This is a genomic window from Actinomadura meyerae, from assembly GCF_900188445.1.
GTDB lineage: Bacteria > Actinomycetota > Actinomycetes > Streptosporangiales > Streptosporangiaceae > Spirillospora > Spirillospora meyerae.
The window spans coordinates 127801-143406 of the sequence record NZ_FZOR01000021.1 but is presented as its reverse complement, the minus strand read 5'-3'; the positions used below and the strand labels follow the sequence as shown (position 1 = coordinate 143406).

Here is a 15606-nt window from a genome sequence, read left to right as displayed (position 1 = left end):
GCGCGGGAGCCTGCAACACACCCGCCGCCAACGCCACAGCCGCCAACCGCGCCGTCCACACCCGGCGCCGCCACAACACCAACCGCGCACCATCGCCCCGACGACGCCGCCGCATATGAACCCCCGCACGTAAAGGGACGTTGAAGCGGCCTCACGGTAACCCGCTGATCAACTTCCAGGAAGACCTCGAAATCACCCCTTCACTCGTGACTCAAATCACACGACACGTCGGTAAACCTGACAAAGCAACGAGAGCGTCCTGTCCTAATCCCCAACACCGGGAAAGTAACGCTGCGCAACGCCATCACCGCACACCGACGATCTTTCTCGCGCGAACGCGTGCCCGCTAGCCGAGCCGTTCCGAAGAATCAAGAGAATCGACTGACCACAAGTGCCCCTAGCCGCCGAGGCAGACAATTACGCCTTGACGTGACCCGTTAATAACGGTATATCGGCCCGCGATGTGCTCGCAGCGGGTCAGGCGGACGACGGCGGGTCGGCCTTGTGCTTGCCGTTGGGCCGCAGCGGCGGGACGATCCGCACCGGCCGCGACGCACCCCTGGGCAGCGCGTGCCGGGCGGTGCGCCGGGGCGCGGGGACCGGCGGCGGCTCGACCGGGCGCGGCTCCTCCAGCGGGGCGTCCTCGACCTCGGCGAGCGGTTCGCGCTGCAGCTCGCGGACGTACTCCTCGAACTCCATCGAATGCGCGGTCGGCAGCGTGATGATGCCCGGGTTGGCGTCCACGAGCAGCGTCCGGCGGCCGCTGGCGCCGGAGTGCGTGAACACCATCGCGGTCGGCGGCAGCTCCTGCAGCTGCGGCGGCTCGACGAGCAGTTCGCGGAAGCGCTGCCTGTCCGAGCGGCGGTCGGCGACCGTCCGGCCCCATGCGGTGGCGGAGCTGATGCCCTCCACGAGGACGGAGTCGTCGGCGGCGGGGGCGGGCAGCGGCGACCACACCGGGTCGGTGAGGCCGTCGCCGCGCGGGCGCGCGAACGCGACCGTGCTGGCGTAGGTCTCCCCCGCGACGTCGAACAGCGTCTCCCCGGCCGCGTCGGTGATCTCCGCGACGAGGAGCGGCTGGCCGGAGCCGATGTGCTCGGCGGCGACCCGCGCGTCCTCGGGGTTGCCGAGCCGCATGAAGCCGACGGCGGCGTGGCCCCGGCGCCCGAGCCGTTCCCGGACGTGTCCGGGGATCGACCGGTACATCAGCACGAGGCCGGTTCCGGTCGCCTCGCACGCGTCGATGAGGCGGTCGAGGACGTCCCCCCGGAGCTTCTCCGCCCCGCACAGGAAGAGCGTGTGGTCCCACCGTCCGCCCGGCGGGGACTCCCGGATGCGGTGGGTGAGCGCGGTCGTGACGTACGTCCCGAGGATGCGGTTGGTGAGGACGCCCGCGCGCCGGTCCATCGACACCACGTGCAGCCTGGACGGCGGCAGCCGCACGGGCTCGGTCGCGAGCTTCTCCAGCTTCCGGAGCTGCGCCTCCAGGGCCCACGCGCGCCGGACGACGATCCGGTCCGTCGCGTCGCGCCCGAAGAGGGTGGCGATGCGCTCCAGCTGCTCGTCGCTCAGCAGCCCCTTGCGGAGGTCTTCGCGCGGGTCGCCGACCTGGGCGAGGACGCGCAGCGCCGCCGTGATCCGCGGGATCGTCGCGTCCGGCCCGAGGACTTCGATGAGCCGCTCGAGGATGGAGTTGTCGAACGACAGGTCCCGCGTGCCGCCCTCCTCCTCGCCCGCGCTGACGACGAGCGACAGGACGTCCGCCAGCGCCTCGCGGTTCAGGCCGCGCGTGACGTCCAGCCGGGGCAGGTCGGCGGGCAGCACCCACACCAGCGGGTCGTCGCCGCGGTCCGCCGCGAGCCGCAGCAGGTCGTGCGCGACCGCGCCCTCCGACAGGTCGATGATGGTGAGGCGCGCGCCCACCGCGAGCCGGGCCGCGCCCATGGTGGTGACGGCCGCCGACCATCCGGCGAGCGTCCCGCCGACCACGTCCAGCCGGTCGACTCCGGGCGGGACGGCGACCGGGTACCACTCGCGCTGCCCCTCGTAGGCGGCGTGCCGGCGCTCCCATTCGGCCCGGGCCTTCGCGTACTCCTTCTCGGCGGCCTCGCGCTCCCTCGCCTGCGCGGCGCGCTGCCGCTCCTCCTCGGACCGCTCCTGCGCGAGCCGTGCGCGGACGCCCCGCTCGTCCCGCCACAGCCCGCCGCCGGTGATGCCGAGGACGACCAGGCACGCGAGCAGCGCCACCCCGGCGAACGCCCACGGGATCACGCCGAGCAGCCCGCAGACCAGGAACAGGGCGATGAACACGACGGTCCCGCCGACCGCGATCCGTAGCGGGCGGCCGGCCATGTCCTCGCCGGGCCGCCGCGCCGGCGGCGGCAGCGGTGCCGCTCCGGGCCGCTCGGGCGCCTCCGGAGGCGGCCCCGGATCGGGGTGAACCTGTGCATAGCGCCAGCCCACGTGGACGCGGTCGGCCTGTGTGAGCCGCGCCATCGCGGACCCGCTCGCCATGTCCGTCACGTCGAGAGACCCCTGGAGTCGCGGGAGTGGAGGGAACGCCTCGGGGTTGCCGGGTTCGGTTTCCTGCGGTCGCTTACCTGCACGACCCAGGGTAAAGACCTATCCGCCTCACTGCCTCTCGTTCAAGGGAACAGGTCCCCAGATGCGCCCCTATCCCTGACATTCCGGTCACAACGCCCACCTGCATCGAAGATCAGACAACCCTCTCGGCGGCGCTGGCCACACCCGGCCAATCCGGAGAATGCGCACGGCGGATCAGGCGACCGGGTCGGCCTTCACCGGAAGGAACGTCTCCAACTCCATCGACGGGTGCGGGTACTTCCACTCCACGTCGTCGAACCGGACGTACATGCCCTCGGGCGTGTCGGCCAGGAAGTAGTTGCCGTCCCACTGGTTCGGATGCGTCACCGGCGCGTCGTGCGGGTACCGGGCGCCCATCGGCTCGTACTTCACCTCGGTCCCGAACATGGCGTGGACGGCGGCGTCCACGAAGTTGAGGTAGGCGATGTCTCCCCGGAGGTGGGTGGCCTGGATCGCCAGGCTGTGGACTCGGTCGCGGACGTAGAAGAGCGAACTGAGGTCCTTGATGACCTGATCGAAGTTGTGGGCACCGTCGTGGTGCACCATCGCGCGCGTCCGCGGCTCGCCGCTGAGGACGTGCGCGACATAGGTCGCCAGGTCACCGTGGAACATGCGAACCCTTGTCATGGCCCTGGGAAAGGCGCGCCTCAGCCGCTCGTGGGTGAAACGCAGGTAGGCGTCGTTGACGTCGACCAGGTCGAGTTCGAGGCCCATCGGCTCGACGCAGCCGGCGAGGACGGCCGCGGACCCGCCCATGAAGACACCGACGTCGACGAGCCTGGACAGTTCGCCGTGGCTGCGCTCGACACGGGTGAAGAGGTCGAAGTAGTGGTAGGCGCTGCATTGGTCCTCGTAGACGAGGTCGACGCCCTCGATCCTGGCGATCGTCCGGTCGAAGACGGCGTTCTTGCCGGCGAAGACGCCGAACTCCGCGTGATGCCCGCCCTGGATCGGGATGTGCAGGGCCTCGTGGAGGTCATCGACCTCGGCAAGCGCGGGGTCAGGTTCCAGGAACGTCCCCCACGTGCTCTGGTGCATCGCTGTGGTCGCGACGTAATCCGTCATTTCCAGACCCCTCTCTGAGAGACGGCATGTCCTCGGTCCGTGCGGAGGTGGCCAGCCGGACCATCGCGCCCAGCGCGAGGAGACCGGCGGCGGCCGTCCCGAGCGCCGTGGCCGGGCCGAGGGACGGCTGCCAGACGCCGTCGAACGGGTTCACCGCAGGGACGGGAGCGTAGAGCCCGTGCTGGTAGCGGACCATCGCGTACGCCAGTCCGATCAATTGCGCGGGAAGGAGGAAGACGGCCAGCCAGCCGGTGGCCGATCGCGCGAAGCGCGGCGCGAACGGGCCGCGCTCGTCGATGATGTGAGCGGCGAGGACCGCGGCGCCGACCGCACTCGGCAGGATGTAGCGCCCCTGCGCCATCATCCCGTTCTCTTCGGCGCCCATGACGTCCATCCACAGCGGAAGCGCGAACGCGGCCGCGAGGACGGCGGCGAGCCGCAGCCGGTCGGCGCGCCCGCCGGCCGCCAGCGCGGCGAGGACGAGGAAACCGGTCGCGGCGAACCAGACGGCGTAGTAGGCGTCGGGCATCTCCACATCCACCCAGCCGAACTGCCCGACCATCGACTTCAGGTAGAAGGACGTCCGCTCCACGGTCACCAGCCGCAGGGCGTCGGCGACGCCGAGCCCCGCGCCGCCCGGGACGGGAACGAGCTCCGTGGCCTTCATGGCGAGCGTCCAGACCGCGGACAGGCCGCATGCGACGGTCGCCGACAGCCCGAGGAGCCACGCTCCGCGGTCGCGGATCAACGTCCTGAGCCGGGCCGGGCCCGCCGTGCCCGCGAGGATCACCAGGGCGAGCGCGACGGTCATGGGGCCGTCCGGCCGCGTCCACGCGACCGTCACCGCAGAGACGCCGGCCAGGATCAGCAGCCGCCGGTCGGGCGGCCCCTCCGCGCGGACCAGCGGGATCAGCGCCGTCCACATCGCGATCGCGGCCGTGATCTCCAGACCGTTCGCGTTGATCACACCGGCGAGGTGCATCGCCATCGGCGTCGTGGCGATCAGCAGCCCGGCGAGCAGGAACGGGCGGCGGGACCAGGCCAGCACGCTGTAGACCGCGGCCGCCAGGAAGGCGGCCGACAGCGCGGCGCTGATCAGCCGGGCGAGCAGCAGCCCGCCTTCGCCCGGCCACCACTTGAGCGGCCAGCCGACCACCGCGTAGTACGTGGGCTGGTACCGTCCGGCGCCCGCGGTGAACCTCTCCACGGGCTTGTCCGGCGTTTCCGACTTATCGTGTGCGCAGTCCGCCGTCTGCTGGGGCTTGAACGCGAAACAGGGCGGCGACTGATGCGCGACACCGTCCGGGATGGTCTGGTGGCTTCCGGCCACCGGCCGCGAGATCTCCGGAACGGTGATGTAGTCGGGCGGCGCCGCGAAGTCCCCGCCGACGACGCCCGCGGCGCGGGTGATGTGCGACTGCTCGTCCGGGCCGCCGTCCCACGGCATGGCGATCGCCCATCCGGCGCCGACCGAAAAGAAGCCGAAGAACGCCAGGATCGTGATCGCCCGGAGCCGCGCGGCGGGGAGCCGGACGGTCATCGGGGGGCGCCCGGGTTCTTGCGGATGCGGGCGGAGAGCGCGCGGCCGAGCTGCGACACGGCCGCGCCCAGTTCCTGTTCCTGGCTCGGCGGCGCGGACGCCCTTTCCAGTTGCGCGCGCAGCCCCTGCAGATCGTGGCGGTAGGCCGCGGTCTCGGCGCGGGCGCGGTCGAGGTCGGCGCGGAGGGCGGCGATCTCGTGCTGCTGGGCGGTGACGGTCTCCGCCAGCCGGTTCGCGTCCTCGGCGCGGGCCTCGGCCTCGTACTGGAGTTGCAGGACGCGGGTGTAGAGCGCGATGCGGTTGTTCTCCATCGCGGCGAGCAGCCTCGCGGACGTGTACGGCCGCAGCGCGTCGAAGATCTCGGTGGCGCCGGGCGCGTCCGACCTCGTCAGGACGCCGAAGCCGAACACGGCGGGGACGATGGCGAAGCGCCAGCCGGGGGCGTCCGCCAGGGCGTCCTCGACGGCGGTGAGGACGCCGTTGCGCTCGCCGCCCGCGTGCGCGGCCACCGTGAACACGCCGTCGCCGACGAACCCGGCCGGGGTGAGGTCGTCGTGCCAGACGGTCGGCCCGTCGGCGCTCGCCGGGTGGGTGTCCTCCGGCGGCAGGACGGACGGCTGGTAGTAGAAGTCGCGGCGCCCGCAGGGCCACAGGACGTCGTGCAGGACGATCACCGCGTCGGGGGCGTTCGCCATGATGCAGGCGAGTTCGCGGCGGACGACCGCGTAGTTGTGGTCCCCGTCGAGGACGTACAGGTCGGCCGGCGGCACGTCGCCGAGGACGTCCGGGGACGGGCCCTCGACCAGGTTCAGCCGCGGGTCGGCGGCCAGCACGGCCCGCAGCTCCTCGCTGGGCGCGGGCTCGACGCAGTGCACGCTGGCCGCGCCGAGGTCGGCGTACAGCGAGCTGACCTGCCCGGACTCCACCCCGACCTCGACCACCGCGCGGATCTCCCGGCAGGCGAAGATCGCCGCGAAGAGCTCGCGGAACACCGACATCGAGTGCAGCAGCAGCGGCTGCTCGCGGGCGGCGCGGGCCTGGGCGTGCGGGTCCGCGGAGGACCCGGGCTCCGCGGCCCCGCGTTCAGCGGTCGTCACCGAGCTTCCTCCTCGCCACTCGCCTGGCGCCGGCGGCGACGCCCTTGACGCCGGCCGTCCGGTACTCCGCGCGCATCCGCTCGGTGAGCCGCGCCGCGCGGGCGGCCATCTCCGCCCGGCGGTCGACCGGCATCCGCGGCGCCATCCCGGACGCCGACTGCGGCAGCATCGCGAACGCGATCGTGACCTGCGCGGACGACACCGTCGGCGTCCCGGCGCGGCGGGCGAGCGGGAGCCACACCGCCGCGTACGGGGTGTCGAACTCCATGAGGTTGCCGCCGAGGTAACGGCATTCGGCGTAGTGCAGGCCGACGAAGTCTTCTGGTTTGTCCCATCGCAGCACCTTCTCGCGCCGGCGCCCGCCGGCGATGACCTTCGCCTCGATCCAGTCGACGCGGACGATCGCCGGGCGGCCCGGGATCGCGAGGGAGATGTCGACCGTGTCGTGGTGCTCGAAGTCGATCCGGGCGAACGACAGCCCGTTGTGGTTGATCCGGACGCGGCGGCGGATGGGCTCGTGCCATCGGTCGTCGGCGGTCCGGTACCGCAGCCGCGTCTCGTACGGCTCGCCCGCCGGGTCGAACGCGGCCGGGTCGATGGCGCCGTCGGTGATGGCGCGGACCATGGCGCCGAGGCCGGTGTCGGACGCGGCGATGAGCGCGGGCCAGAACGAGTCGCGCATGTGCAGGTCGCCGAGGTCGCCGGGCGACAGGTACGGGATGGCGGGTTTCAGGTCGGCGGGCAGCAGGGTGGTGACGAGGGTGGAGCCGAAGTTGTCCTCGTGGGTCCAGTTGCCGAAGACGGCGGCCTCGTCGGCGGTGGGCGACTCCAGCGCGGCCACGAGGATGCGGGCGAGCCGGTCGCGGGCGGCCCGTGGGCGGGCGAGGTCCGGCCAGTCCCCGCCGGACGCGGCGACGTAGCGGTTCCACTGCTGCTGGAACGCGAGGATGCCGTCCTGCACGGTGCGGCGCTCGGCGTTCTGCGACGGCGCGTCCGGGGTGTCGCCGAGGACGGGCTCGCCGTCCGCGGAGAACCCGATCAGCGACCCGCACAGCGCGTTGACGCACTGCTCCACGATCTCCGGGCTGCGGGTGATGGTCGCGGCGACGTGCGCGGGGTGGCCCGCCTGCGCGAGGTAGCCCTCGGCGCGCAGCCCGGCCAGGGCCACCCGCTCGGACCGGTTGTCGGTGGCGAGGTACAGGCCGGATACCCGCACGTCGATGCGCGCGATCTCCAGGGCGCGGGCGAGCTGCCGCTGGATCGTCCCGCCCCAGCCGAGGTCGACGAGGGTCAGTTCCGGGTCGTCGAGGGCGCCGGCGTCCCGCAGCGACCTGATCATGCGTTCGCGGGCGGCGGTGACCGTCACCGCGAGCCGGTTGCACAGGTGCGGGGTCTCGGTCAGCGCGCGGGCGACCCGGTCGGCGATGTCGCCGTTGTCGATGACGGTGTCCAGCTCGGCGGCGAGGCCCGGCACGTCGCCCGGCTGGAGGTCGAGGACGGTCAGCGCCTGCCGGACGGTCAGCCGGTAGCCGGACCGGATGAAGGCGTGCACCGCGCCGGTGTCGTGCGGGTCGAGCCCGGCCAGCGACGTGACGAACCGCGACAGCCAGACCGGGCCGGCCTGGACGTCCCAGCCGCGCGCCGCCGCGGCCTCGTTGATCAGCCGGGAGAGCAGCTCGCCCTCCCGCATCGAGCACCAGAGCCTGCGGGTGCCGGTGTCGTGCGCCTTCCACGCCGCCCACTCGGCGAACCCCGTCAGCACCGGGCCGAGGACGCCCGCGCCGTACCGCCACGCGACGTCCAGCGCCGAGGTGGTGAACGGCACGCCCGAGTGGACGGCCTTGGCGCGCAGGCTGGTGAGGCCGAAGTCGCCGTGCCGGTCGTCGAGGTCGGGGGCGTGGTCGCCGAACGGCTCGACGGGCTCCTTCTCCCGGCGCAGCACGTCCCGGTAGGCGTCGTCGAGCCGCCGGTAGTGGACGGTGCGGACGCCGAGCGCGGCGGGCACCTCGTGGTCGGCGACCTCGTGGTCGCCGACGTGCACGATCTGCTCGGGGCTGCGGCCGAGGTCGCGCAGGACGATCTCCCAGAGGCCGGTCGCCTTGCCGGTGCCGTGCTGGTTCGACCGGAAGATCCGGACGGTGTCCATCGGGCCCAGCTCGGGGCGGTCGAGGAGCCGCGCGAGCTGGTCGTCGGTGAAGTAGGTGTCGGACACCAGGACGACCTCGATGTCCTGCTTGCGCGCGGCCCGGACGACCTCGGCGATGTCGAGGTCGACGACGGTGAGCTCGCGTTCCAGCCGCAGCTCGGCGTCGACGAGCTGCTCCAGCGGCGCCGCGCCGAACACGCCGTCCGGCATGGCGCGCCAGATGTCGAACAGCGACACCTCGGGGCCGAGGGTGCCGCGGTCGCGGCGGGCGGCGTCCTCGGCGGCGATGCGCATCCGGCGGAACGTCGCGTCGGTCACCCACGGCGGGCACAGGCCGGCGTCCCGCAGCCGGGAGCCGAGCAGGGCGAACGCGTCGGTGGGACGGGGGACGCGGCGCCACAGCACGGTGTCGAAGATGTCCAGGGACAGGACGGAGCACGCCCTGTCGGCGACGATCCGGCGCACGTTGTCGAGCAACGGGCTCCCGGGTTCCTGCTTGGTCAACGCCGTACCTCTCCCCTGGCTCCGGACCGGCGGCGGCCGCGGCCCCCGGCCGCGGCTCGGGACACCCTATCCACCGGAATCTCCCGCTGTGGTGGTCGAAGTTCGGCCCGTCACGGCCCCGGCGGCCCCCGCGGCCCCCGCGGCCCCCGCCGCCTCGGCCGCAGCGGCGGCGCGGCGGGCGGCGCGGTCCTCGCGGACGAGCCGGCCGGCCTCCGCGGTCGGGCCGTCGAAGATCAGCCGCCCCTGCCGCATGGTGACGCCGCGGTCGCACAGGTCGACGAGCATCTTGATGTCGTGCGCGACGACGACCATCGTGCGGCCCTCGCCGCGCAGCTCCCGGATGCGCTCCAGGCACTTCTCCCGGAACGGCGGGTCGCCGACGGCCAGCACCTCGTCGATCAGGAACACGTCCGGCTCGGTGTGCGCCGCGATCGAGAACGCCAGCCGCATGAACATGCCGGACGAGTAGAACTTCACCTGGTCGTCCAGGAACCGCTCGACGCCGGAGAACTCGACGATCGCGTCGAACTTGCGGGCGATCTCCTCGCGGGACATGCCGAGGATCGCCCCGTTGAGGAACACGTTCTCCCGGCCGGTCAGCTCGGGGTGCAGGCCGGCGCCCACGTCGATGAGCCCGGCGACGCGGCCGCGGACGCGCACCGACCCCTCGTCCGGCCGCATGACGCCCGAGATGAGCTTGAGCAGGGTGCTCTTCCCCGACCCGTTGAGGCCCATGAGCGCGACGGTCTCGCCCTGGTCGATGGTGAGGCTGACCTCGTCCAGCGCCCGGAAGCGGTCCGACAGCCGCTGGCGGCGCAGCGCCCGGACGCTCATCTCCTTGATCGACCGCGCGTGCCGCAGCGTGAAGTTCTTCGTCACGCGGTCGATGACGATGGACGGACCGGGCGGCTGACTGGGCATCGGTCACAGCTCCTGCGCGAAGCGCGTCTGCATGCGGGCGAACGCCGCGTGCCCCGCGGCGAACACCAGCAGGCTCACGGCGAGGGACACGCCGGCGCGGGCGTACAGGTCGGGCGGGAACGCGAAGCCGCCGCCGGCCCCGGGGTACCAGAACGCCCGCTGGAACAGCGACACCGCGCTGACGAGCGGGTTGGCGAGGTAGACGTCCAGCACCCAGCCGGGCGCGTGGGTCCGGACGTGCGTCCACGGGTAGATCATCGGCACCGACCAGGTGATGACGATCATCAGGATGTCGACGACCTGCTCCAGGTCGCGGAAGAAGACGTTCACCGCCGCGCACAGCAGCGCGATGCCGAACCCGAGCACGACGATGATCGTGAACCCGAGGGCGGCCGCGCCGAGGCCCGCCGGCGAGGGCCGCCAGCCCGCCGCGAAGGCCCCGCCGAGCAGGATCAGCATGCCGGGCAGGAAGTGGACCAGCGACACCAGCGCCGACGCCGTCGGGAACAGCTCCCGCGGCAGGAACACCTTCCGGACGAGCGGGGCGTTGCCGGTGACCGACCGGGTGCCCGAGTGCAGCATCTCGGTGAACAGGTTGATCAGGACCATGCCCGCGAACAGGTAGACCGGGAAGTCGTCGATCTGCCGGTCCATGCCGAGGAAGACGCCGACGACGTAGAAGTACACGGCGAAGTGCACGGCCGGCCGCACGTAGGACCAGCCGAGCCCGAGCAGCGACCCCTTGTAGCGGGCGCGCAGCTCGCGGCGCACGAGGAGGCGCAGCAGGTACTTGTTGCGGAACGTCTGGCGGAGGCCGCCGTCCTCCCCGGGTGCGCGCAGGCCGCCGTCCGCGCGGATGGGAGCGACCGTCATCCCGGACCGTCCCCGGAAGCGGGAGAGGCTTCGCCCGCATCGCCGGTGTCCGCCGTGCCGGTGCCGGGGCTCGCCGCCTCGAACGTCGCCCGCCACGCCTCCGGCGAGGCGATCTCGGCCATCGCCGCCCGGTAGCGCCGGCTCAGCTCGGGCCACTCCCGGGTGAGCCGGGCGTGCAGCAGCGACGTCCGCGCCAGCAGCCGCCGGAACCGCTCCGGGTCGCGCTGGTACCAGGCGACCTTGGTGCCGTCGGCGGACGAGACGAGCGCGCTGTCGACCTGCGCCAGCAGGCTCCAGTGCCGGTCGATGTGCGGCACGGTCAGCTGCGGGTTGCCGCGCGCGGACGGGTCGACCGGGCGGAGCTGCTTGACGGTGCCGAGCACCGCGCTCGCCAGCACGTTCACGGTGCCGCGCGGCGGTTTGAAGCCGCGGCCCCGCTTCGGCGGCCGGCGCCGCCGCACCCGCGGGAACTCCTCGTGGCTGGCCCGGTTCCGCGCGTCCGGGAAGCCGGCCCGGAACCGCATGATCTCCGGCAGCTTGGTGGCGATCCCGGCGTGCATGTGCTCCGGGCCGCTCAGCACGTCCTCGATCGCCGACAGCATCAGCTCGGCGGTGGAGTACTGCATGGCGAGGGCGTGCTTCACCGAGATGATGAAGCTCTCCTTGACGAGGTTGCCGCCGCGCTCGTAGGGCGAGTGCATCAGCGCGGTGACCAGCCGGTTGCGCTCGTGGAAGTACGCCTGCCAGTCGATGCCGTCGTCCTTGTCCTGCCATGGGACGTGCCATGCGGCCATGCCGGGCAGGGTCACGGTCGGGAAGCCGGCCTCGCCCGCGCGGACGCAGTACTCGGCGTCGTCCCACTTGATGAACATCGGCATGGACAGGCCGACCTTGCGCACGACGTCGACGGGGATCAGGCACATCCACCAGCCGTTGTAGTCGACGTCGACGCGCCGGTGCAGCCACTTGGTCGCGCGCAGGCTCCCGGTGCTGGGACGCGTCTGCTGCTTCTGGACGGCGTCCGGCGCGGTGGGCGGCGGCGCGGGCAGCGCGAAGTCGTGCTCGCGCCGGGTGTGCGGGGCCTCCTCCCACCACCAGCGGTACCGCCCGATGGTCTCGCCGTAGGCGTGCAGCTGCGAGCGGACGAACAGGTTGAACATGTGGCCGCCGACGATCGTCGGGGTGCGGGCGAAGTCCGCGAACGCGACGCCGCGCAGGATGCCCTCGGTCTCGGTGACCACGTCGTCGTCGAGGAGCAGGACGTAGTCGCTCGCGCCGGCCTTGACGGTCTCGTCCATCGCCCGGGAGAACCCGCCGGAGCCGCCGAGGTTCCCCTGCTCGATGAGGCGCAGCGTGCCGCCGAGCGCCTCGGCGGCGCGCGCGAAGTCCGGGTCGTCGCGGACGCGGTCGGTGCCCTGGTCGACGACGTACACGGCGTCCACGACGCTGAGGACCTCGGGGGCGGCGGCCAGCGCGAGGAGCTGGGCGACGCAGAAGTCGGGGCGGTTGAACGTGGTGATGCCGAGGCTGACCCGGCCCTGCCGGACGTCCTCGTCCGGCTCCGCGCACCAGTCGGCCCGTTCGAGGACCGCCTCGCCCTCGCCGGCGAGGATGTCCATCCAGTACCAGCCGCCGTCGATGAACGGCCGGAGCGGCAGCCGGAACGTCTCCTCGTGCGCGTCCTCGGCGTCGACGCGGACGGAGTCGACCCGCTGGATGTGGCCCTTGGCGCTGGACCGGTACACGATCACGGTCGCCCGGCCGCGCACGCGGACCCGCAGGATCACCTCCTCCACCGACGTCCAGCGCCGCCAGTAGCCGGCGGGGAACGCGTTGAAGTAGGTGGCGAACGAGACCCGCCGCCCGACCGGCACCACCACGCTGCGCCGGCCCACGCTGTCGGCGATCCCGGCGCCGTCGGCGAGGCCCGCGAGGATGCCCTCCTCGACCGCGGCCTCCGCCGCGAGCGCCTCGGCGCCCCGGGCGATCTCGCCCTCGACGTACAGCTTGAGGACGTCCAGGTCGCGGTCGACCGGCATCACGACGCGCTGCAGGACGCGCAGGTCCGCGGGCGCCGCCCCGGCGCCGCGGCCGGCGGTCCCGGCGGATGCGCTCATCTGGCCCTACCTCCGCTCTTGAGACGCGCCCCGTCCGCGAAATGGGGACGCAGTTTGTTGTCGACCATGCTCAGCGCGGCGGCGATGGCCATGTGCATGTCCAGGTACCGGTAGGTGCCGAGCCGCCCGCCGAACAGCACGTCCGGCTCCCCCTTGGCCAGCTCGCGGTAGGCGAGCAGGCGGGCGCGGTCGGCGGCGGTGTCGACGGGGTAGTAGGGCTCGTCGCCGCGCGCGGCGGCCCGCGAGTACTCCCGCATGATCACCGTCTTGTCGGTGGGGTAGTGCGCGCGCTCGGGGTGGAAGTGCCGGAACTCGTGGATCCGGGTGTAGGGGACGTCCTCGTCGGCGTAGTTCATGACGGGGGTTCCCTGGAAGTCGCCGGTGGGTTCGACCCGCGTCTCGAAGTCCAGCGTGCGCCAGCCGAGGTCGCCTTCGGCGTAGTCGAAGTAGCGGTCCAGCGGCCCGGTGTAGACGACCGGCACGTTGCCGACCGCGTCGCCGCGCAGGTCGAAGAAGTCGGTGCCGAGCCGGACCTCGATGCGCGGGTGGTCGGCCATGCGCTCCAGCCACGCGGTGTAGCCGTCGACCGGCAGGCCCTCGTGGACGTCGTTGAAGTAGCGGTTGTCGAAGGTGTACCGCACGGGCAGCCGGGTGATGATCTCCGCGGGCAGCTCGCGCGGGTCGGTCTGCCACTGCTTGGCCGTGTACCCGCGGATCAGCGCCTCGTACAGCGGGCGCCCGATCAGCGAGATCGCCTTCTCCTCCAGGTTGCCCGGGTCGGTCACCTCGGCGGCCTGCCGGGCGATCAGCGCGCGCGCCTCGTCCGGGCTGAAGGCGCGGCCGAAGAACGCGCAGATCGTGCCGAGGTTGATCGGCATCGGGTAGACCTTGCCCTTGAACGTGGAGTACACGTGGTGCCGGTAGCCGGTGAAGGCGGTGAACCGGTTCGCGTACTCCCACACCCGCTCGTTGGACGTGTGGAACAGGTGCGCGCCGTACCGGTGGACCTCGATACCGGTCTCCGGCTCGGGCTCGCTGTAGGCGTTCCCGCCGATGTGGCCGCGCCGCTCGACGACGAGCACGCGCAGCCCCAGCGACGCCGCGCACCGTTCGGCGACCGTGAGCCCGAAGAACCCGGAACCGGCCACCACGAGGTCGACGTTCACAGGGCAGTGTCCATCCCGTGCGGGGGGAGCGGAGGACCTCGCCGCGCCACGGCACCGGCCGGTCCTTACGTACGGATTGCGGCTAAGATACCGGGGATTTCATCGGCACCAAGGCAGGGCTCCCCAAGGATCGCGGTGGTCGCACCCACTCCAGGCGGCGCGGAAGGCCGCACCGCGGACCGGACGGCGGGCGGCCCGCGCCGGTCGGTCTTCCTCCACGTCGGTGCCGCCAAGAGCGGGACGTCGTTCCTCCAGGACGTGCTGTGGCGCAACCGCTACCGGCTGCGCGAGCACGGCGTCCTCTACCCCGGCGCCGACTTCTCCGCCCATGTCAGGGCCGCCTTCGACCTGCGCCGGACGTTCTTCCCCGAGGCGTCCGACCCGTGGACGCGCGGCGCCTGGCAGGACCTGGTCGATGAGGTCCGCGCGTGGCCCGGCGACGCGGTCATCTCGCAGGAGCTGTTCGCCCCCGCGCGCCCGGCCGACATCCGGCGGGCCATGGCCGACCTGGGCTTCGCGGACGTCCACCTCGTCTTCACCGCCCGCGACCTCGGCAGGCAGATCCCGGCGCACTGGCAGGAGGACGTCAAGAACCGGTTCACCACCTCGTTCTCCGAGTTCGTGGCCGCGCTCCGGCGGCGCAACTGGCGGACGTTCGAGAGCGCGCGGCTGTTCTGGGGGCTCCAGGACCCGGTCGCGGTCCTGCGGCGCTGGGGCGCGGGCCTGCCACCGGAACGCGTCCACGTCGTCACGCTGCCCCCGCCCGGCGCGCCCCGCGACCTGCTGTGGCGGCGCTTCTGCGCGGCGGTCGGCCTCGTCCCGGACGACTACGACCTGTCCGGGACGTTCGCGAACCCGTCGCTCGGGTTGTCCGAGACGCAGTTCCTGCTCCGGCTCAACAGGGAGCTCGGCCTCGACACCGAGCTCGGCCACGGCACCGAGCCGGGTGAGCGGATCGGCTGGCACGCCTACAACGACGAGGTCAAGCTGTTCCTCGCGCAGCACGTGCTGGTGGAACGGCCGGCGCCGATCCGGATCGAGCTTCCCGCCGAGCACGTGCCGTGGGCGACCGAGCGGGCCGTGGAGATGGCCGAGGGGCTCCGCGCGGCCGGCTACCGCGTGGTCGGCGACCTGTACGACCTGATGCCGTCGGCCGCGTCCGGTCCTGCGCTCGGGACGCCGCCCGCGCCCGACCCCGACGAGCCGCGCTGGGCGGAGATGGCGGACGCGGGCGTCGACGCGGTCGCGGCGCTGCTGGCCCGCGTCCGCGACCGGCACGACGAGGCGGCGTCCGTCCCCGGTGCCGAGGTACCGGTCCGCGACCGGCTCGGACCGCTGCGGCGGGAGGCCGCCGAGCTGGCGGCGGAGACGGGCCGGATGGCCCGCGACGCCGCGCCGCTCGCCGCACGGGCCGCCCGGACCGCCCGCGACCGCTACCCGGCCGTCCGCCGCTTGCGCGGCGCCTACCCTCGGGGGCGGGGCGCGGCGGCATCGTCCGGGTCCGGGTCCGGGGCGAGCGAGACGAGCGAGACGAGCGAGACGAGCGAGACGGGAACGACGAGGTGAGCGCGCT

10 protein-coding genes are annotated in these 15606 nt (G+C 72.9%); 1 reads left to right on the top strand and 9 read right to left on the bottom strand.

Annotated features, from left to right (window positions below):
- Positions 1–477: 477 nt before the first annotated feature.
- From CHF16_RS21930 to glf, 9 genes are all read right to left on the bottom strand, one after another.
- Positions 478–2514: a coiled-coil domain-containing protein gene (locus CHF16_RS21930; protein WP_179271638.1), complete on the bottom strand. Its 2037-nt coding sequence runs from the start codon at positions 2512–2514 to the stop codon at positions 478–480.
- A 264-nt stretch (positions 2515–2778) separates the two neighbouring features.
- Entirely contained in the window at positions 2779–3669 is an 891-nt protein-coding gene (locus CHF16_RS21925) for a class I SAM-dependent methyltransferase (RefSeq protein WP_143228086.1), read from the bottom strand.
- Complete coding sequence (locus tag CHF16_RS21920) at positions 3605–5209, bottom strand: DUF2142 domain-containing protein (RefSeq protein ID WP_089327968.1); 1605 nt, start codon at positions 5207–5209, stop codon at positions 3605–3607. Before CHF16_RS21920 ends, CHF16_RS21925 begins: the two co-directional genes overlap by 65 nt.
- On the bottom strand, positions 5206–6306 hold the full coding sequence (locus CHF16_RS21915) for a class I SAM-dependent methyltransferase (RefSeq protein WP_218826769.1): 1101 nt from the start codon (positions 6304–6306) through the stop codon (positions 5206–5208). The genes CHF16_RS21920 and CHF16_RS21915 overlap by 4 nt, the downstream gene beginning before the upstream one ends.
- Positions 6293–8956, bottom strand: a complete 2664-nt coding sequence (locus CHF16_RS21910) for an HAD family hydrolase (RefSeq protein WP_179271637.1) — start codon at positions 8954–8956, stop codon at positions 6293–6295. The genes CHF16_RS21915 and CHF16_RS21910 overlap by 14 nt, the downstream gene beginning before the upstream one ends.
- 66 nt (positions 8957–9022) lie before the next feature.
- On the bottom strand, positions 9023–9877 hold the full coding sequence (locus tag CHF16_RS21905; protein WP_089327967.1) for an ABC transporter ATP-binding protein: 855 nt from the start codon (positions 9875–9877) through the stop codon (positions 9023–9025).
- A gap of 3 nt (positions 9878–9880) precedes the next feature.
- Positions 9881–10750, bottom strand: coding sequence for an ABC transporter permease (locus CHF16_RS21900; RefSeq protein ID WP_089327966.1), 870 nt, complete (start codon positions 10748–10750; stop codon positions 9881–9883).
- Positions 10747–12867: a glycosyltransferase gene (locus CHF16_RS21895; protein ID WP_089327965.1), complete on the bottom strand. Its 2121-nt coding sequence runs from the start codon at positions 12865–12867 to the stop codon at positions 10747–10749. The genes CHF16_RS21900 and CHF16_RS21895 overlap by 4 nt, the downstream gene beginning before the upstream one ends.
- Entirely contained in the window at positions 12864–14033 is a 1170-nt protein-coding gene (gene glf, locus CHF16_RS21890; protein ID WP_089327964.1) for a UDP-galactopyranose mutase, read from the bottom strand. The genes CHF16_RS21895 and glf overlap by 4 nt, the downstream gene beginning before the upstream one ends.
- 135 nt (positions 14034–14168) lie before the next feature.
- Here glf and CHF16_RS21885 point away from each other — a divergent pair, with 135 nt between their 5' ends.
- Positions 14169–15599: a hypothetical protein gene (locus tag CHF16_RS21885; protein ID WP_089327963.1), complete on the top strand. Its 1431-nt coding sequence runs from the start codon at positions 14169–14171 to the stop codon at positions 15597–15599.
- The last annotated feature ends 7 nt before the right edge of the window (positions 15600–15606 follow it).